This window comes from Allobosea sp. 10L417 (assembly GCF_056395485.1).
Genome location: NZ_JBFTJP010000009.1, coordinates 205,969 through 224,650, shown reverse-complemented (window position 1 = coordinate 224,650; position 18,682 = coordinate 205,969). Strand labels below are relative to the sequence as shown.

The following is an 18,682-nucleotide window of genomic DNA, read 5'->3' as shown; positions in this document are numbered from 1 at the left end:
CGGCGGTTCCTCATGTGGTCAAGGACCCTTGCGGAACACCTCGAATACCAGCGCACGGAGCCAGCGATGACCGGCATCGGCATCCATCCGCGGGTGCCAGATCTGCGACACAACGATCTCCGGCATGCGAATCGGCAGATCGAACAGCAGCATGTCGTATCCCGCCAAGGCCAAGCAAGCCGAGCGGGGGACGAGGCCGAGGAGATCTGAGGCCGAGACCACTGCGATCACCGCCGGAAATCCCGGAACGATAACCACCACCCGTCGGGAAAGCCCGTGGAATGCCAGCGCCTCGTCCGCGGGCCCGGACCTGCCCCGTCGCCGTGCGAACACCACATGGCCCCAGACGCAAAGGCGTTCCGGCGTGACCGGCGCATCAAGGATCGGATGCCCGGGGCGGGCTACGCCGACATAGGTATCGCGATAGAGGGTCTGGGTGCGAAGCTCGCCGCCGTTCTCGGAGATCACGCCGATTTCGAGATCGACCGCGCCGTCGCGTAGCGGCCCGATATCCTTGTCGGGCTTCGCCAAGAAGCGCAGCCGCACACCAGGTGCCAGGGCGGACACGGCCGCGCTTAGCTTTGCCGCATAGAGCTGCGTGAAGGCGTCGTTGGCGCGGATGGTGAACTCGCGCTCCATGTTCTTCGGCTCGATCGGCTTCGCCGGTCGCAACACGGTCTGCGCGCCCAGCCGCAACGTGCGAACCTGTTCGGCGATGGCCTCGGCATGGGGTGTCAGCACCAGCGCACGGCCGGCCGGCGCCAAGATCGGATCGCCGAGGGCCTCCCTGAGCCGTGACAGGGTCCGGCTCATTGCGGAGGTGCTGAGCCCAAGCCTGAGCGCAGCACGTGTCACGCTGCGTTCCTCAAGCAGGACATCGAGAGCGTTCAACAGGTTCAGATCTATGTCAGGCATGGCGCCCTATGCAAACATTAGTTGAGTTTGTTGCGTCTGGTGCAAATTCAAATTGCGGCTTACCAGAAGGGGAGCCAACACGGAATGCCCCTATGCTGAAAGCTGCTTTCGACCTCCATACAGACGGCCTGCCCGCACCACGCCGCTATTTTGCGATAGCTATCCTCCTCCTTACCCTGGTGCTCGTGGTGCTCGACGGCGCCATTGCCAACATCGCTCTGCCCTCGATCGCCGCTTCGCTGCACGCCAGCCCAAGCGATGCCGTCTGGGTCGTTTCGAGCTATCAGCTCGCGGTCCTCGTCGCACTGCTGCCCTGCGGTGCCATCGGCGAGACGGTTGGGCCTCGGCGGGTCTTCCTCGCGGGCGTCGCGCTCTTCACCCTGGCCTCGGCGGCCTGCGCCGTCTCTAGCTCCCTGCCCATGCTGGTGGCGGCGCGGTTCGTACAGGGTCTCGGCGGCGGCGCGGTGATGGCCCTGGGCGTGACGAATTTGCGGCTCTGCGTGCCACACCGTCTCCTCGGCGCGATCATCGGGGTCAATGCGATGATCATTGCCATCGCGTCGGCGGCTGGGCCCGGCATTGCCGGCGCTATCCTTGCGGTGGCGAGCTGGCCCTGGCTCTTCGCCGTCAACGTGCCGCTCGGCGTCGTTGTGCTGGCATCGGGCGCCGTTCTGGCCCGCACGACAGGCGTGGCGCGGCGGCTGGACGGCAGGGCGATGGCCGCCAACAGCCTGATGTTCGTCCTGTTCTTTCTCGGTGCCGACCACGTCGCGCAGTCTCCGGTGACGGGCGGCCTCTTGATCTCTGCCTCGGTCGCATGCTTCGCCCTGGTGCTGCGGATCGAGCGTCGGAACGCCGCGCCGCTCGTGCCGACCGATCTTTTCGCCGCCCCGGCCTTCCGTGTCTCCGTCATCGCATCAGTCTGCTGCTTTACCGGCCAGATGCTGGGCTTGCTCGCCTTGCCTTTTTATCTTCAGCACGGGCTCGGCATGATGGCGACCCAAGCGGGACTTTACATGATGGCCTGGCCTGCGGCGGTCGCATTGATCGCGCCGATATCCGGATGGCTGGCCCATCGCATAAAAACGGCCTGGCTCTGCGCCACGGGTGGCTTTCTGCTTGCACTCGGACTTGCCGGGGTCGGACTGTTGCCGGCCGGCCCGCACGGATCGATCTTCACCGTGAGCACGGTCATCGCCGGCCTCGGCTTCGGCCTTTTCCAGACCCCGAACAACCGCGTCCTGCTTCTCTCGGCACCCAAGGCCCGCAGTGGCGCTGCCGGGGCCATGCAGGGCACGGCGCGGCTGACCGGCCAGACTCTCGGGTCCGTCGCGATGGCCGCTATCTTCGAGGTTGCCCCGCCTGCGATGGCTCCAGAGGTTGCCCTAGTGCTGGCCGCAGCCTTCGCAGGCCTCTCCGCGCTCGTCAGCCTCGGGCGCGTGCGCCACGAGATGACAAGCTGAGAGGCGATATGGTTCGCCGTCAGCTGGAACGGAGGCCCGCGATGGGTGTGATATGTCCGCGTATTGCGTCTGACAGCATACCGTGAGCTCGCGGCTCCCGACAAAGCGAGGGAACGCATTCTCCGGGAAAACGTCCGCTGCGAGCCGATTGCAGTCGCTGCATAAGGGCCAGTCAAGAACGTCTGCTTCCCGGCAGGCATCGAAGGTCGGCTGTTGGCGCAGGAGCGACGGTCGTCGGAGGGCGACCGCAACGGCTGGGTTGGGTGGAAAACTGACGGCACGCTAAGTCGGCGATGGCAATTTTCTAGTGTAATCGATGAAGGCTCGCAGCGGCGTAGGAACGAGACGGCGCCCGGGGTAATAGAGGAACGGGCCGGAGAAGCTCAGCCACCATTCGGGAAGAACCGGAACGAGCGCGCCTGAGCTCAAATGAGGCCGTACCCAATCCTCGAAGATCGTGACGATGCCATTGCCTGCGATCGCCGCTTCGATCGCGAGATCAGCGACGCCACCGGGTTCAACGATGAGCACCGCCGGCGGGTCGACAAGTATGGTCTGGCCGTCGCGCTCGAACTCCCATGGCACAAGTGCACGGCGGGGAAAGCGGACGCGGATGCAGCTATGTCGCAGAAGGTCGCGCGGTTCGCGCGGGGTGCCGCGACTTTCGAGGTAAGCTCTCGAAGCCACCGTGGCGAAGCGCTGGACGCGAGGTCCGATCGGAAGCGCGATCATGTCCGGCTCAAGGCGCTCATCGTAGCGGATGCCGGCGTCGCAACCTGCAGCCAGCAGATCGACGAAATCATCCTCGGCTATGACCTCGAGGCGAATGTCCGGGTAGGCCGCCAGAAATGGCGGGACGATGGCCGGCAAGACCAGGCGCGCGGCGCTCACCGGAACATTGAGCCTCAATGTGCCGGCCGGCCGTTCCTTGTAACCGTTCACGACATCGAGCGCCGCTTCGACTTCGCGCAGAGCCGGCTCCAGCTTCCCCAGCAAGTCTTGCCCTACATCGGTCAGAGCGACGCTTCGGGTGGTGCGATTGAACAGGCGGACACCAAGCCTCTCCTCAAGCCGGCGCATCCTCTCGCTGAGCCCGGAAGGGCTTTCTCCGGTTGCACGCGAAGCACCACGAAATCCGCCCGCTCTCGCGACCGCGACGAAGACATCAAGATCCGACAGGCTGGGTCGCATTGTTCGCTGATCCGCACAGGCTGTTCGGATTGTGCAGGATTATCGCCACGCTGCAACGGCCCTATCTCCGGACCATATTCAATCGAGGAGATCGTCATGGCAGCCGATAATCGCACATTCGTTTTTGGCAGCCGTACGGTGAAGCGCATGGGCTATGGCGCCATGCAGCTTGCCGGAAAGGGCGTCTTCGGCCCTCCGCGCGATCGAGCCGAGGCTATCGCAGTCTTGCGTGAGATCATCGCCAGCGGGGTCGATCATATCGACACCAGCGACTTCTACGGACCCCACGTCACCAATCAGATTATCCGTGAAGCTCTGCATCCGTACTCGGATGATCTGGCGTTGGTCACGAAGGTCGGTGCTCGCCGGAGTAGCGATGGGGCCTGGATCGAGGCAAGCTCGCCGACGGAGCTGGTCACCGCCGTCCACGATAACCTGCGCAACCTCGGCGTCGAACAGCTTCACGCTGTGAACTTCCGCGCGATGTTCGATGTGCACGGCCCAGCGGAAGGAGCCATCGCACCTCAGATCGAGGCGCTCGCCCGGCTCAAGGACCAAGGACTGCTTCGGCATGTGGGCATCAGTAATGCGACACGGACGCAGATCGCCGAGGCACGTGGTCTGGTTGAGATCGCTTGCGTCCAGAACCAGTACAATCTCGCCCATCGGCATGACGACGTCCTGATCGACGATCTGGCGCGTGATGGGATCGCCTATGTACCGTTCTTTCCACTCGGCGGCTTCTCGCCGCTGCAGTCGACCACATTGTCGGACGTTGCCGCCGGATTGGGCGTGTCGCCCCTGCAGACCGCGTTGGCCTGGCTCATGCGCCGCTCACCCAATATCCTGTTGATCCCCGGCACGTCTTCGCGCGCTCACCTGCGCGAGAACCTCGCTGCAGCCGATGTCAATCTCGACGATGCGGCGCTGGCACGTCTGGATTCGATCGGACGTGCTGCCTGAAGCAAACTGGCGCCGCGCGCGGCCCAGTTCCGCAGAGCCGATATTCGAATTTGGCCCCGGCGCGCTTCGCAAGCTAGGGTCCGGACCCATAAAATGATTGGCGCCGCCGGCTCGGTGTGATTCACGGCTTCCGGGAGGAATCGAGGATGAATCGGGACCGTTTCTGGCTTACGGAAGCGCAGTTTGCGCGGATCGAGCCGCACTTGCCGACGGATACGCGTGGCAAGCCGCGTGTTGACGACCGCCGAGTGATCAGCGGCATCGTTCATGTCCTGAAGTCCGGCGGGCGCTGGGTCGATGCGCCGCCCGATTACGGGCCGCGCAAGACGCTCTACAACCGCTATGTGCGCTGGGCCGCCAAGGGCGTCTGGGTCGATCTCTTCCACGCCTTGGCGAGCGCCGGCGGTCCCCCGGCCCAAGTGCTCATCGACTCCTCCGCCGTGAAGGCGCATCGCTCGGCCTCGGGTGGAAAAGGGGGGAGTGCTGCCAAGCCATCGGCCGCTCGCGCGGCGGGCGCACGACCAAAATCCACGCGCTGACCGATCGCGACTGCCGGCCCATTGCCTTCATGCTCACCAGCGGCCAGGTCGCTGATTGCACGGCCGGATCCGCCCTGCTGAAGCAGATGCCGGCAGCCCGCATCCTGCACGGCGACAAGGGCTACGACAGCAATGCCATCCGCAGGCAGGTCGAGGAGAACGGCACGATGCCCAACATCCCACCCAAGGCCAACCGGCGCTGGAAGAACTGCTTCTCGCCGGTCCTCTACCGAGACCGGAACGCCATTGAACGCATGTTCTGCCGCCTCAAGGATTTCCGACGCGTCGCCACGCGATACGACCGCAACGCCGTCAACTTCCTCGCAGCCGTCTGCATCGCCGCGACCGTCAGCTACTGGTTGTGAGTCCCCACCCTAAGTCTGCTTTCCGGCGAAGAGCCAAGGTCCGGTTGTGGCGCGTCTGTGCCATCCGGCCGATCTCCCCAGGTGTCGACATCATAGCCACATGAATGCCCCGGCTGCGCGATCGCGAAAGAGAACTACTGAAACGCGGATGAGATCACGCAGTTTTGCGATTACCTGGAACGATGCAAGCAGGATCGTGCGGTAGCCTCAGTTAGCGGGAGCCAGCGATTGGGCCACGTAGAGCCGAAGCCAGTCCTCAAAGCGCGTTGGCGCAAACCGTGGATAATCACCTGGCATGAGGGTGTCGTCGCGCAGCACCGCGCCGAGATAGAGCGCTTGGCTATCGGCAATGATTGGGCGCGGATCTTCATTCGCTGCCATGATCTGCCGGGCGAGGTCGTCGAGATGGAAGCGATCGGGCCCCACAATCTCGAGCTCTCGGTTCTGCGGGCGCCCAAGCACAATCTCGCGCAGCGCCAGCGCGACATCGTCGCCTGCGACGGGCTGGACAAGAGCAGGCGAAATGCGAAGCGCATCTCCTCGCGCCGAGGTCTCGACGATCCCGTTGATGTATTCGAAGAAAGGCGTCGACCGCACGACGGTGTACGGCACGTTTCCGCTTCTCACGATCACCTCTTGCGTCATCTTGGCCCGGAAATACCCGCTATCGGGCAGCCGATCGGTCCCGACCGCAGAAAGGACAACGTGATGCTGGACGCCCGCGGTCTTCTCGGCAGCGAGCAGGTTCCGTCCTGAGGCCTCAAAAAAGGCAAGCGCGGCTTCCTGATCGAAGGTCCGAGAGTTTGAAACGTCTACGACCACCTGCGCGCCGGCCAGCGCCGCGGCCAGGCCTTCGCCGGTCACCGTATTGACGCCGCGCGACGGCGAGGCGATTTCGATTTCGAGATTGCGACCGGCAAGCGCGTCAGCGAGCTTGGACCCGATCATGCCGGTCCCACCTACTATAACGATCTTCATCTGCCCTCTCCTTGATATGCTCGCTCGCTGCCGGGCAGCACCTCACTCGTCGAACGGCGCGCGCTCGACGAAATCGACCGATGACGGCACGCGATAGCCCGCGACGAGCCGTTCGCCGAAATCACGTACGAAGTTGTCGTAGCTGGTTTCAGGGCGGCTTCTGGCGATGTGGCAGAAGCACTGGGTTATCAACCGCTTCATCCCGAGCCTCGGATAGGCCAGGAGGATCTGCTGGACTTCGTCCGGCGGGATCGCGTCGTATTGCAGCCCGACGACATCGAGGCAGATGCCTGCCGTGCAGAGAGCAACCTCGGCCTCCTTGTAGAGGCCGATCGACGGCGTCGAGTTGAGGGCGACGCTATCCCAGATCAACTGAGCACGGCGCTCGTCGAGGCCGCTCTCACGGGCGAAGCTTCGCGCGAGATCGGCACCCTCGACCTCGAACCGGCGCGGCCCATCGAAGCGCTCGTTCAGCGTGACATCGTGCAGGAGCGTCCCGACCGCGACGACTTCCTCGTCGTGCTCGAGATTCCGAAGGTGTCCCAGCCGGGCCGCGAAAAGCCAGGAACGGACAACGTGATTGTACAGATAGGGCTCGCAGGCCCGGCGGGCATAAGCGAGAGCACTGGCCACAAGTTCGGTATCCGGCACGGCAACGCCGGCCAAAATCTGACGATTGTTTCGGATCTCTGACATCGTTTTCAAGGGCCCTGAGGGGGTGAATTTCGGGGGCTGTCAACGACCGGCCGGTTCGACGGGAGCAGCTTACCGATCCGATGACGGACCGACCGGCATCCGAGCCGCTGAAGCTGATCGCGGACTTCAAGCGTGACGAGGCAGCCTCATGCGCCGCCTCGTTCGCGAGTGTCATCCTCGGACGAAGGCAAGGATGTCCTTGTTGATCGTATCCGCATGGGTCGTCGCCATGCCGTGCGGGAGCTTGTTGTAGATCGACAGGGTCGCCCGCTTCAGGAGCTTTGCCGAGAGGGGGGCGCTGTCGCCTATGGGGACGATCTGATCGTCATCGCCATGCATGACGAGAGCCGGCACCTCGATGACCTTGAGATCCTCGGTGAAATCGGTCTCGGAGAACGCCTTGATGCCCTCGTATTGAGCCTTGGCGGCTCCTATCATCCCCTGGCGCCACCAGTTCTGGACGATGCTGGCGTCCGTCTCGACCCCGGCGCGGTTGAAACCGTAGAACGGTCCCGATGCGAGATCGGTGTAGAACTTGCTGCGATTGGCAGCGAGACTCTTCCGAAGGCCATCGAAGACTTCGATCGGCAGGCCGCCGGGATTTCGCTCTGTCTTGACCATGATCGGCGGAACTGCGCCGATGAGAACGAGCTTCGCTGTGCGGCTCTTGCCGTAGCGCGCGACGTAGCGCGTAGCCTCGCCGCCTCCGGTGGAGTGTCCGATATGGACCGCGTTACGTAGGTCGAGATGCTCGACGACCGCCGCGGCGTCAGCCGCGTAGTGATCCATGTCATGCCCGTCACTGACCTGGCTCGAACGGCCATGCCCGCGCCGATCGTGCGCGACGACCCGGAAGCCCTGCGCCAGAAAGAACAGCATCTGGGCGTCCCAGTCGTCCGAGCTGAGCGGCCAGCCATGATGAAAGACCAGCGGCTGGGCCGATTTCGGGCCCCAATCCTTGTAGAAAATCTCAACGCCATCCCGCGTCGTGACATAATTCATGCGTCGGCTCCTTTTGCTGTTGTGAGGGGGAACGGTGGCGGGCTGCGCCAAGGAGTGGAGCGGAAGCGTGCCAGCCGCCGCTATGCCTGCGCCGCCGCAAAGGAGGTCCCGCCGACTGAGGTCGGTGGAACTGGACAGTACTTTGTTGGGCATTGGCGCCTCCAGGGCGCAGATATTGGTTGCGGACCGAAATGCTCAGGGTGCCCGTTTCGGCATAAAACCCCGATACTTCGACCTCAATCAGCGACGATATCGATGTGATCGTCGGGTTCATGAGGCATATTTATTTTCCAGCTTCCTAAGGCGACGATCAATACGCTCGAAGATGGCTCATTCTATTCATATGTATAGATCATATCGACTTCGGCATATTTTGATTTCGATGAGGAGCGGCCCGACTGTGGATCATCAATGGAGATCCACATGGGACAATTGTCGAACAAGGTCGCCGTGATCACCGGTGGCAACAGCGGGATCGGCTTCGCGACAGCGCGGCTGTTCATAGCCGCAGGTGCGAGGGTGCTGATCGTCGGTCGTCGAGAATACGCCGTGACCGAAGCCGTCGCCGCCCTCGGGCCTCAGGCGACAGGCCTCGTAGGTGACGTTGCCGACCTCGCCACGCACGAACGTGTCGCCGCGCTGGTCTCCGATCGTTTTGGACAGGCCGACATCTATATGGCGAATGCGGGCAGCATCAGCATTCAGCCGAGCTTCACCGGCCACCGACTACGACACGCAGTTCCTCACCAACGCGCGCGGCACGTTCTTCGGCCTGCAGAAGATCGCTCCGCTGTTGCACGATGGCGGCACGATCCTGCTCACCAGTTCGATCGCGAGCCGCAACGTGCTGGATGGTCACGCGGTCTACGCTGGCAGCAAAGCAGCAATTGAAGCGTTCGCGCGCAACTGGGCGCTGGAACTTAAGGAGAGGCGCATTCGCGTGAACGTGCTCAGCCCCGGCCCGACCGATACGCCTATTGTGGGAAAGCTCGGGGTCGCTCCGGAAACGCAGGCCCAGGTCGAAGAGCAGGCTGCCCGGATGATCCCGTTCGGCAGGATGGGAAAGCCGGAAGAGCTCGCTCAGGCAGCTCTCTTTCTCTGCTCCGCCCACGGGGAATTCATCACCGGCGTCAACCTGGCCGTCGATGGCGGCATCACGCTGACATGATCTCAGAAGAGGCGGCCATGCCGTTTCCCTCGCCCAGCCATTCCGGCGCATTGGCGAGGCATCACGCCGTGACCAGGACACTGGAGCATCGAAGCCGGTGCTCCAGCCTCGCCAGGGCTAGGCGGCGTTTGCCATACGCATGCCGACCGGTAGAGCCTCCCAAGCCCTGATAAGTTCGCCGAGTGAGGCAACTTCCATCTTCCGCATCAGGTTGCCCCGGTGCAGCTTGACTGTGACCTCGCTGATGCCGAGGTCGAAGGCGATCTGCTTGTTGAGGCGCCCCCGTGCGACCTCGCACATGACTTCGCGCTCCCGTGGCGTCAGAGTTTGCAAGCGTTCGACACATCCCTTGATCTTCGCAGCTTCCATCCTTCGCGCCCCATCCAGCCCGATCGCCGCATTGACGGCGTCCAGAAGCGTCTGGTCGCGAACCGGCTTCGTCAGGAAATCCACCGCGCCTGCTTTCATGGCCTGGACGGTCATGGGGATGTCGCCATGCGCGGTGAGGAAGATGATTGGCTTTGGATTTCCGGTCATCGTCAAATGACGCTGGAGGTCGAGCCCGCTGAAGCCGGGCATACGCACGTCGAGAATGAGACATCCCGGCCCGTCGAGCATGCTGGTCTCGAGCAGCGCCTGTGTCGAGCTGAACGAAACCGCGGCAAAGCCGGCTGACTCCATCAGCTCGAACAGTGCGTCTCGGACCGACGCGTCGTCATCGACGATGATGACGAGAGGCTGCTGTTCTTCGGCTACACCTCGCCTGGAGGAGAGTCGCGAGATTGAGCGGTCAATGATCATGTTCACCTTCCACGTGCTGTTGAGGTAATGCCCTTGCGATCGCCGCGAGCAAGGCTTGGCCATCGAACGGCTTGCAGAAGAAGCTCTCCACGGCCCGCGCCCTGATCTGCTCTGCGATCTCGTGGCGCCCGGTGATGAGAAAGACCGGCAGATCCGGGCGCTCTTGGTTGACGAAGTCGCGTAGCTCGAAGCCGTTCAACCCCGGCATGCCGACATCGGTGATGAGAAGATCCAGTCCGGAGAGGCCGACCTGGGTCAGCGCTGCCGCCGACGAGAAGCTACGAACCGCATACCCCGCGGACTCGAGCAATTCCTCAAGCGATTCGAGCAATCTCGGGTCGTCATCGACGGCGGCTATGACATATTTGTGCTTGATCACGCTTAGATTCCTCCCATCCGGCGCGAATGCTGGATCGGGATTTCCAACCGCTCCGCAATTCGAACCAGGTCGGCGAGCGATGACGCCGCCATTTTCTGCATCACGTTTCTTCTGTGAATCTGAAGGGTCACTTCGCTGATGCCGAGCTCGGCCGCAGCTTGCTTGTTGAGGAGTCCGCTCACGACCAGCGGAAGCACGTCTCGCTCTCGCGGAGAGAGATGGTGATAGCGTTCCTTCAGCCGCGTGAGATCCGCGCGTTTCGCCTTTGTTTCCCGATCCTGCGCTATTGCCGAGCGGATGGCCGAGAGCAGCGCCGTGTCGCTGAACGGCTTAGTCAGAAAATCGACGGCACCATGCTTGATGGCACGCACCGATGACGGGATGTCACCATGCCCCGTGATGAAGACGATCGGCGGATGGTCTCCCTGCGCGATCTGGCGTTGCAGCTCCAGCCCGTTGATATCGGGGAGCTCGACATCGAGAATCAGGCAGGCCGGGAGATCGGGCTTGTTTGACCCGATATAGTCGCCGGCAGAGCTGAATGAGACTGATCGGACACCGTTCGCCGCCAGCAACTCACCCAGGGCCTCCCGGAGCGCATCGTCGTCGTCGACGATGAACACGATGGCGTCGTCAACGGTCATGATCGGCTTTCAGTTCGACAGGTAGGATGAAGATAAACGCCGCCCCGCCGTCCTGGTTGTTCTCCGCCCATAGTCGGCCGCCATGGGTCTCGATGATGGTTCGCGATATCGCCAACCCCATGCCCATCCCATTGGGTTTCGTTGAGAAGAAGGCTTCGAAGACCTTATCGGGCGCACCAAGACCCATGCCGGTGTCTCGGACTTCGGTCCTGACGAAATCGCCGGCGCGGAATGTTCGGACGCGCAGAACCCCGCGCCGAGCAGGCTCCATCGCTTCAAGGCCGTTGCGGATCAGGTTGACCAGGACCTGCTGGATCTGGATGCGATCCAGCTCAAGCGACGGAAGACCAGCCTCGACCTCGACCTCGATACGCATGCGACGCCGGGCCGCTTCTTCCATCATCAGATCCCGCGCCTCATGAAGAATGGCGTCGAGCGGGCAGAGATTTCGCGCTTGGTCCGTCTGCCTGAACAAGGCACGAACCCGGCCGACGACATCGGCGGCTGAATTCGCATCCCGGATGATGCGTTCGATGGTTTTCTGCGCCCGATCCAGATTGGGCGGGTCCGAGGTCAGCCAGCGCTGGCACGCGTGCGAATTGGCTACCACGGCCGCGAGCGGTTGGTTGACCTCATGGGCGATCGAGGCGGAAAGCTCCGCTAGGCTAGCGGCCTGCGCTGCGCGTGCCAGGCGCTCCTGCGTCAAGGTCAGCGCTTCCTGCGCGCGCACCTGATCTTCGATCTCGAAGCAGATGCCGTTCCATTGAACGATCTCCCCTTCGACATTTCGCATCGCTGCGGTTCGCGTCTCGACCCAGCGATACTCGCCGTCCGCCCGCCGGAGGCGATGCTTCATCGCATAGGGTGCGCCGGTCGCCAGTGAGCGCCCATATTTCGCTTTGACGTCAAGAAGGTCGTCAGGGTGTATGATCGCTTCGAGCGTGCCGGTCAGGCGTGTCTGACCGTCCTCGTCCTTGTCCCCTAGCCCGAAGCCGAGAAATTCCCCAAGCTTCTCGCTGCGATAGATGGGCTCCCCGTTCGGCGCGGCGCAGTAGATGAGGGCGGGCAGCGTCTCGACCAACTGGCGCAGCGATCGTTCGCTTTCCCTGAGCGCCTCCTCGACGCGCAATTGGTCGTCGATATCATGGGACAGACCATACCACTGAATGATGCCGCCATCGTCGTCCAGGAGCGGCTCGGCACGCCCGTCCATCCAGCGATAAACACCGTCGTGGCGTCGCAAGCGATAGCGCATCGCGTAGGGCCGACCGCTGCTGAGACAGTCCTTGATTTCTGCCCAGACGCGACTGGCGTCGTCCGGATGGATCGCAGCCTTCAAGGCGGCTGCGTATCGCTCCGTCTGCGATTGCTCCAGGTCGCCCTCGTCAATGCCCAGGAAGTCGATGAAGCGGCGGTTGAAGAAATTCGGAGCCCCGGTTGGGGTCAGTCGCCAGAGGAAGCTCGGAACCAGATCGATCAGCCGCGTCAATTCCTGCTTTCGGAGATTGAGTTCGGTCTGGGTGGTGATCAGATCGTGGATATCGACGGATACGCCGTACCATCGAATAATCTTACCGGCTTCGTCGCGCAGAGGTTCGGCGCTCGTCTGCGTCCATCGATAGGTGCCACCAGCCCGATGCTGGAGGTACTTGATGTTATACGGCGCGCCCGTCACGACCGAGTTCGTGAAGGTTTGCTCTGCCAGCTCCCAGAAATTCGGATGAATCATCTTTTTCAAGGAAAGAGACCCGTCCGACGCCTTGACGGTATCCAGCGTGGCGCCGGTAACCTCCATGATCCGCCTGTTGAGATAGATGGGCCGCCCCTCCGATGACATGCTCCAGATCATGGCAGGCACCGTGTCGATGAGCTGTTCGAGATGCTTTTCTCGCTCTCGAAGCGCAGCCTCTGTTTTCTTGTAGACATCAATATCGATGGAGGTGCCGAACCAGCCGGTGATGTGGCTCTCGCCATCCCGTGTCGGCCGCGCTGAAATGCGGTGCCAGACATAGTGTCCCGTCGCGCGCAGCATGCGGTATTCGATGTTCCAGGGCTCGCCCGTCTTAAGGCTATGCCGCAGGGTCGCGGCGGCCCCGTCGACGTCGTCCGGATGAACACCGCGCATCCAGCCGACCTCACCGCCATCGATGAATTCCCGCTCACCGAGACGGCGATTGAGATCCTCCAGAGCCATGTCGATGGCAATCTGGGCAGCAGGGGTCACATAGGTGAACTTCCCAGTCGCATCGAAAGCCCAGGCCTTGCCGTGTAAGCTCTCGATCACTTTGGCGGCCTGCACCGCCTGCACGGTATCGCCAAGCGATTCCGCGACAGTCCAGCGATCATCCGGTCTCGAAACCATGGCGTCGACATCGACGCTGATGCCATAGCCCGGCTCGGCACGGAGCTCGGTCCAGTGATAGCTGCCGTCCGGCTGGCGCAACCGATAGCTCGTCACCTGCGGCACGCCCGTCCAGAACGCATAGGCCGCCGCCTGCGCGATCGCAGCCCTGTCTTCCGGGTGGATCGCACCCTCGGCCACGTCATCTGGGATGGCACCAAGACCGGGATGCCCCGGCGCTTGGCGTGGCGCGGCCGCGTCCCGGGCGCCTCGTCGGGGTGGATCGCGCGCGATCAGCGCACCGATGCACGCGGCCACCGCGACGGATGCGCCAAGAGAAAGCGCGGCTTCCCGTAAGGCGCCAGAATAAAAAATGGCGGTGACCGTCGCACTGGCAAAGGCGACTAAAAGCCCGATCCAGAGTGACTGAAGCAGATACCCGCGCGCATAGAGGAAGAGCGCACCGAGCGGCGCCAGCATTCCTATGGTGGTCCCGGCCAACCAGTATGCCAGGATGCCAACAGCCAGAGTCAGTGACACCAGGATCGGTGGCGTTCGATGGAGCGCTGCAATCATGGTCGGGTGCCTTTCCGAAGACGGATTATCTGGAAACCGTCCCAGCATCATCTAGCACCAGTCTTCGAACATCCGGCTGGCAAACTCAGTGGAAACTAGCGCCAGGACGTCTCGGCCGCACTTATGGAAATCCATGACTTGCAGGGAGATCGTCCAGTGTTCCGTTGCTGCGCGACGGCGTGCGGACAAGCGCCGCAATCCACCTTGGCACCAGAATGGAGACTCCTAGGCAGGCTCGGCCAGCGAAAGACCGCTCGCGCCGCATTGGTCATGGATGAGGTCGATGATCTCATTCTTGGCGGATGTCCCCGTTGCGAGGCTCGCGACACGGAACTGCAATTCCACCTCGATGGCCGCCGCATCGATGGCCTTCAGGGCAACGGCTGGCGGGGGATCCTTGACGATGCGGGTACTAGTTTCCAGCACTGTCCGCATCGCGTCTTCGACGATGCGCGGCCTTTGCCCCGCGGCGAAGCGCACGCCTAATGTTATGAGGTGCGACTCGTCGGGGCGGCTCAAGCTGGTCAGACTTTGCTTTGCCAGCATGCTGTTCGGCAGCACGACGATGTTGTTTAGTCCGGTCAGCAGGTTGGTCGAGCGCCAGTTGGTTTCCATGACGCGGCCCGCAGTGCCGTCACTCAACTGGACCCAGTCGCCGATCGCATAGGCCTTGCCGAGTGTCAGAGCGATGCCTGAAAAGACATCGCTGAGCGTGTTCTGCAATGCGAGGCCCAGGATCAAGGCGACGACGCCCGAGGTCGTGACCAGGGTGGCGATCGGCAGGCCGAAAACGAACCCCATGACCGACAGCGCTACACCGAGATAGATCCCGGCGACGGCCATATCCAGGATCAGATGCGCTTCCTGCGGCTTACGATTCACCCTGACGTAGATGTGGATGAAGCCAATGACCGTCCAGGCGAGATGGGTCCACCACAGAATTCTCGCGGATTTGGAAAGCACGGCGGTCAGCCCTTCCGCATAGCCGTCATCGGCTTGGTGCGGAGCGATACCTCCCGCATAGAGCACAATGCTCATGCCGATGAAGAACAGGATTTGGACGATCAGGCGCCCCGTCGGACGGTCGCAGCCCTGAACGTGCCACACGACGATTCCTGCGGTTCCGAGGACGTTGATCAGCACCAACGGCAGGAAGTGGTCATCGCCGAGCATGGGAAAGGTTCCGGTGGCGGTAGCTCATGGTGAGGGAGACAGCGCGCCGGATCGCCATCCGGCCTCATTGTCTACTTCTTGAGCGGGAAGGTCAGTTCTTGCTGGGCGGTATCGACGACGAACACGGCAAGCAGTTTTGCCGGGTGGGTCTTGCTCGCGTTCTCGCTGACTCCGTGACGGTCACCTGGAAATTCCGAGAAGCTTTCGCCGGCCTTAAAGACCGCGGCGGGGCCATCATTAACCTGGCTGCGGATCGCCCCTTCGAGCACGGTTGCATAAATGAAAGCGGAAGCAGGATGTGTATGACCATGCGAGAATCCGCCCGGAGCGTATTCGACGAGAACGCCCCTCATGCTCTTGCCTGGTACGTTAGGCAGCTCGTGCTCGTAGACCAGCGTAACCTTGGCACCTTCGCCACCTCCGGGCGTGTCATGTGCGAATGCCGAAATCGACAGAAGAGATGTCAGCGCAAAGACGCTCGCCAATGACTTGATCATGTCTATCGTCCTTTCACGACGAAGGTGGACGAGCCGCTTCGAAATCGGCTCATCCACGCGCCATTATTTCCGGGGAGCTGTCGCGAACCAGCGATCGAAGTCGATCCGGCCGATGCGGGGATTGTTGTCGGAGACGAGAGAGCCAGCCTCCAGCTTGGTCCCGAAATACCGGGCATCCGGATCGGCGATGACGGTGCGGGTATCCCCGATCGCCTTAAGGTAGCGAGCGACGAAATCGCAAAGGCGTGCGCGCTCTGGGCCCGAGATTTCGATGATGCCGTTGGCCGGCGCGGCCAGCGCCGCCTCAGCAACGAAATCGGCGACATCGTCGGACGCGATCGGCTGAAGATTGCCCGTCGACAGTCGGGCGGTGTCGCCGGACGTGCCGGCCTGGGCAATGCCGCCGAGGAATTCCATGAACTGCGTGGATCGTAAGACCGTATAGGGGATGCCGGATTTCCGGATGATCTCTTCCTGAGCGACCTTGGCGCGAAGATAGCCGCTGTCAGGCAGACGGTCCGTGCCGACGATGGAGAGCGCGACGTGATGCTTGACGCCGGCCACCTTCTCCGCCGCTGTCAGGTTCTTGCCGGACGTCTGGAAGAATTCGAGCACGGCCTTGTCCTCGAATGAGGGCGAGTTTGCGAGGTCGATCACCACCTCGGCATTCGCGAGTACCTCGGCCAGGCCTTCGCCGGTGATCGTATTGACGCCGGTATTCGGGGCGGCGGGAACGACCTCATGCCCCTGCTTGCGTAGGCGCTCCGCGGTCTTCGATCCGATCAATCCGGTGCCGCCGATAATGACGATTTTCATGAGAGACCTCCTGCGCAGCCGCCCATGCGGTGCGTCGTTCGATCGTTGTGATGGGGGCGACCTCGTCGAGGTCGGTTGTCGGCCGAGCCGGCATGGCTTTGAAACCTGCGCAGCCAAGCTCGGCCGAGAGCCAGACTGGTATTCAAAAGTCCCAGAAAACCGGGACCCAGCGGAAGGCGCTGCCCTCGACCGCAACCCGACCGACCGACGGGAATGGGAGGTGGGTGGCCACGAGCTGTTCGCCGGTGCCCGCCAGCTCCGTCAGCAGACGGTGGCGAACGCGAGCCGCTTCCTCGGGGTCATGCTCGAAGCCGTTATACCAATCAGGGTGTTCGAACCCGACAGCGAATACGGCGTCACCGGCGAACGTCAGGCGGTCGCCGCCGGAGGACAGACGTACCACGCTGTGTCCGGGCGTGTGGCCGCCCGTGCGGCGGACGATGACACCCGGCGCGACCTCGTGTTCGTCGTCGAACAGCCGCAGGTGACTGCGATATTCTTGCGCGAACCGCTTGGCGGCCGCACGAAGGGCGTCCGGGAAACCCGCCGGCATGTTGACGTGCGTGAAGTCAGGCGCCTCCCAAAACTTCACCTCGGCGGTCGCCACATGGATCCGCAGGTCCGGGCGCAGTCGCTCCTTCACCCCCTCGACGAGTAGACCGCCGACATGGTCCATATGCATGTGGGTCAGCACCACGTCGGTGACGGAGCCGAGATCGATGCCGGCGGCCTCCAACCGCTTAACCAGTTGTCCGGCCCGCGGCAGGTTCAGTTCCGGATCAAGACCGAGCCCAGCGTCGATCAGTATGACCTGCTCGCCGCTGCGCACCAGGACCACGTTCAGCGCCCAGTCGAAAGCGTCGGTGGGCAGGAACATGTCGTTCAGCCAACTAGCCCGCTCGGTCTCGGCGACGTTATGCCCTAGCATCTTGGTGGGGAGCGGCAGGACCCCGTCGCTGACCACCAGAACATCGATCTCGCCGACCCGCACCGCGTAGCGCGACGGGACCAGCTCTTCGGGCCCCGGTCGTCCGGGGCGTGAAACGACGTCTAAGCTCATGGTTCTCTCCTGATTGATGCCGTTCAAATCTCGGCTTGGAAGACGCTATATTTAAGTTATTATGTATTATATCGGGCCTGAGAATAGATAATCCTATTCTGAGTAATAGGTTTGTTTTGTTATATGATCGGATTAATTCCCGATTATTGTGCCATATTGCGGCTGCTCATCGATTTTATACGATGAATATATATGCAGCCTTCAATTTTATAGGCGATTCGCGCTTAATTCAGTCGATTGCGCGCAGTTTGATGGCCGTTATGTCGCCCGACTATCGTGACGACGCAGCCATCTCGATCATGGATACGACTTCTGCGGGGTGCGAAATCATCAAGGCATGCGACGCGCCGTTGATGGCGACGGTCTTCACCATTCGCGCGCGCTGCGCCATGAAATCCATCGCAGCCGGCGGAATGTTCCGGTCACCGGTTCCGTAGATCATGTATGAGGGCAGCGACTTCCACGAAGGCACCCCCGACGGCTCGGCCAGGGCCGCTTCGGCAACAGGGCGTTGCGTGGCAGCCATCAACGCAGCCTGTGCCTTCGGAACGTCGGCCGCGAACTGCATCCGGAATTTCTCCGGCGTGATATAGAGATCTCGCCCGCTATTCGGCGTCGCGACCGCCTGGATCGCACTTCCCAACGTGCTTCCCGGAAACTTGCCTGAAAGCGACACGCTGGATTCACCCGTCTCGGGCGCGAACGCGGCCACATAGACGAGAGCTTTCACATTCATCTGCCCATTCGCAGCTTCCGTGATCACGGGCCCGCCATAAGAATGGCCGACAAGAACGACCGGGCCGGAGATGGATCGAATGAGCGTCGCGACTTCGGCCGCGTCCCCCTTCACGCTCCGTAGGGGATTGGCGGCCGCGATCGTTTCGTAGCCAGCCTTGTTGAGCCGGGCGATCACAGCATTCCAGCTCGCCGATTCGGCGAAGGCACCGTGCACCAGAATGACGGTCGGTTTGGTACGAGGCGCTGCTTGCGCTGGTCGCATAGCCATGGTGAGCAGCGCGGTCGCTGCCGCCAAAGCGAAAACACTCGGTTTCATATGCGTTCTCCGGGTTGGTCGGTGGGGTCAAAGCAGCCAGCGCAAGCTCGGGCCCGGGGTG

Annotated in this window: 17 protein-coding genes and 1 pseudogene; 4 read left to right on the top strand and 14 right to left on the bottom strand. The window is 62.4% G+C overall.

The genetic code is table 11. The features are described from left to right. Nucleotides 1-18 precede the first annotated feature (18 nt). Entirely contained in the window at nt 19-915 is an 897-nt protein-coding gene (locus tag AC1DE3_RS21335) for a LysR family transcriptional regulator (protein ID WP_476852742.1), read from the bottom strand. Nucleotides 916-1,076: 161 nt separating this feature from the next. Between AC1DE3_RS21335 and AC1DE3_RS21330 the strand changes: the two genes are divergently transcribed. Next, nucleotides 1,077-2,378 carry an MFS transporter gene (locus AC1DE3_RS21330; RefSeq protein ID WP_476852775.1) on the top strand — a complete coding sequence of 434 codons (1,302 nt, stop codon included), beginning with the start codon at nt 1,077-1,079 and terminating at the stop codon, nt 2,376-2,378. A gap of 282 nt (nt 2,379-2,660) precedes the next feature. On the opposite strand, the gene AC1DE3_RS21325 is transcribed toward AC1DE3_RS21330, so the two are convergent. Next, a complete protein-coding gene (locus tag AC1DE3_RS21325) occupies nt 2,661-3,569 on the bottom strand; it encodes a LysR family transcriptional regulator (protein ID WP_476852741.1) in 909 nt (302 codons plus the stop codon). Between the two features lie 96 nt (nt 3,570-3,665). Here AC1DE3_RS21325 and AC1DE3_RS21320 point away from each other — a divergent pair, with 96 nt between their 5' ends. Continuing rightward, nucleotides 3,666-4,532, top strand: coding sequence for an aldo/keto reductase family oxidoreductase (locus AC1DE3_RS21320; protein WP_476852740.1), 867 nt, complete (start codon nt 3,666-3,668; stop codon nt 4,530-4,532). Between the two features lie 146 nt (nt 4,533-4,678). Continuing rightward, nucleotides 4,679-5,436 (top strand): IS5 family transposase gene (locus AC1DE3_RS21315; protein ID WP_476852739.1). Its coding sequence is split into 2 segments (ribosomal slippage): nt 4,679-5,015 and nt 5,015-5,436, totalling 759 coding nucleotides; the frame shifts between segments, so codons are not numbered across the junction. Nucleotides 5,437-5,643: 207 nt separating this feature from the next. Here AC1DE3_RS21315 and AC1DE3_RS21310 read toward each other — a convergent pair. The 3 genes from AC1DE3_RS21310 to AC1DE3_RS21300 form a co-directional block, all read right to left on the bottom strand. Then, on the bottom strand, nt 5,644-6,414 hold the full coding sequence (locus AC1DE3_RS21310; RefSeq protein ID WP_476852738.1) for an SDR family oxidoreductase: 771 nt from the start codon (nt 6,412-6,414) through the stop codon (nt 5,644-5,646). A gap of 42 nt (nt 6,415-6,456) precedes the next feature. Continuing rightward, nucleotides 6,457-7,047, bottom strand: coding sequence for an HD domain-containing protein (locus AC1DE3_RS21305; protein WP_476852737.1), 591 nt, complete (start codon nt 7,045-7,047; stop codon nt 6,457-6,459). Between the two features lie 234 nt (nt 7,048-7,281). Further along, nucleotides 7,282-8,112, bottom strand: coding sequence for an alpha/beta fold hydrolase (locus AC1DE3_RS21300; RefSeq protein WP_476852736.1), 831 nt, complete (start codon nt 8,110-8,112; stop codon nt 7,282-7,284). 423 nt (nt 8,113-8,535) lie between these two features. On the opposite strand from AC1DE3_RS21300, the pseudogene AC1DE3_RS21295 reads away from it, so the two are divergent. Beyond that, a pseudogene (locus tag AC1DE3_RS21295) lies at nt 8,536-9,280 on the top strand (SDR family NAD(P)-dependent oxidoreductase). 117 nt (nt 9,281-9,397) lie between these two features. Here AC1DE3_RS21295 and AC1DE3_RS21290 read toward each other — a convergent pair. From AC1DE3_RS21290 to AC1DE3_RS21250, 9 genes are all read right to left on the bottom strand, one after another. Beyond that, a complete protein-coding gene (locus tag AC1DE3_RS21290) occupies nt 9,398-10,081 on the bottom strand; it encodes a response regulator transcription factor (RefSeq protein WP_441473346.1) in 684 nt (227 codons plus the stop codon). Then, nucleotides 10,071-10,460 (bottom strand): response regulator, encoded by a 390-nt coding sequence (locus AC1DE3_RS21285; RefSeq protein WP_441473345.1) that lies wholly within the window; start codon nt 10,458-10,460, stop codon nt 10,071-10,073. The genes AC1DE3_RS21290 and AC1DE3_RS21285 overlap by 11 nt, the downstream gene beginning before the upstream one ends. Before the next feature lie 2 nt (nt 10,461-10,462). Continuing rightward, nucleotides 10,463-11,104, bottom strand: coding sequence for a response regulator transcription factor (locus tag AC1DE3_RS21280; protein ID WP_441473344.1), 642 nt, complete (start codon nt 11,102-11,104; stop codon nt 10,463-10,465). Beyond that, on the bottom strand, nt 11,094-14,021 hold the full coding sequence (locus tag AC1DE3_RS21275) for a PAS domain-containing protein (RefSeq protein ID WP_476852735.1): 2,928 nt from the start codon (nt 14,019-14,021) through the stop codon (nt 11,094-11,096). The genes AC1DE3_RS21280 and AC1DE3_RS21275 overlap by 11 nt, the downstream gene beginning before the upstream one ends. Before the next feature lie 225 nt (nt 14,022-14,246). Then, a complete protein-coding gene (locus tag AC1DE3_RS21270) occupies nt 14,247-15,194 on the bottom strand; it encodes a mechanosensitive ion channel family protein (RefSeq protein ID WP_476811926.1) in 948 nt (315 codons plus the stop codon). A gap of 71 nt (nt 15,195-15,265) precedes the next feature. Then, nucleotides 15,266-15,691: a cupin domain-containing protein gene (locus tag AC1DE3_RS21265; RefSeq protein WP_476811934.1), complete on the bottom strand. Its 426-nt coding sequence runs from the start codon at nt 15,689-15,691 to the stop codon at nt 15,266-15,268. A 63-nt stretch (nt 15,692-15,754) separates the two neighbouring features. Continuing rightward, a complete protein-coding gene (locus AC1DE3_RS21260) occupies nt 15,755-16,507 on the bottom strand; it encodes an SDR family oxidoreductase (protein ID WP_476811927.1) in 753 nt (250 codons plus the stop codon). A gap of 142 nt (nt 16,508-16,649) precedes the next feature. Next, nucleotides 16,650-17,567, bottom strand: coding sequence for an MBL fold metallo-hydrolase (locus tag AC1DE3_RS21255; RefSeq protein ID WP_476811928.1), 918 nt, complete (start codon nt 17,565-17,567; stop codon nt 16,650-16,652). 271 nt (nt 17,568-17,838) lie between these two features. After that, a complete protein-coding gene (locus AC1DE3_RS21250) occupies nt 17,839-18,621 on the bottom strand; it encodes an alpha/beta fold hydrolase (RefSeq protein WP_476852734.1) in 783 nt (260 codons plus the stop codon). Between the last annotated feature and the right edge of the window lie 61 nt (nt 18,622-18,682).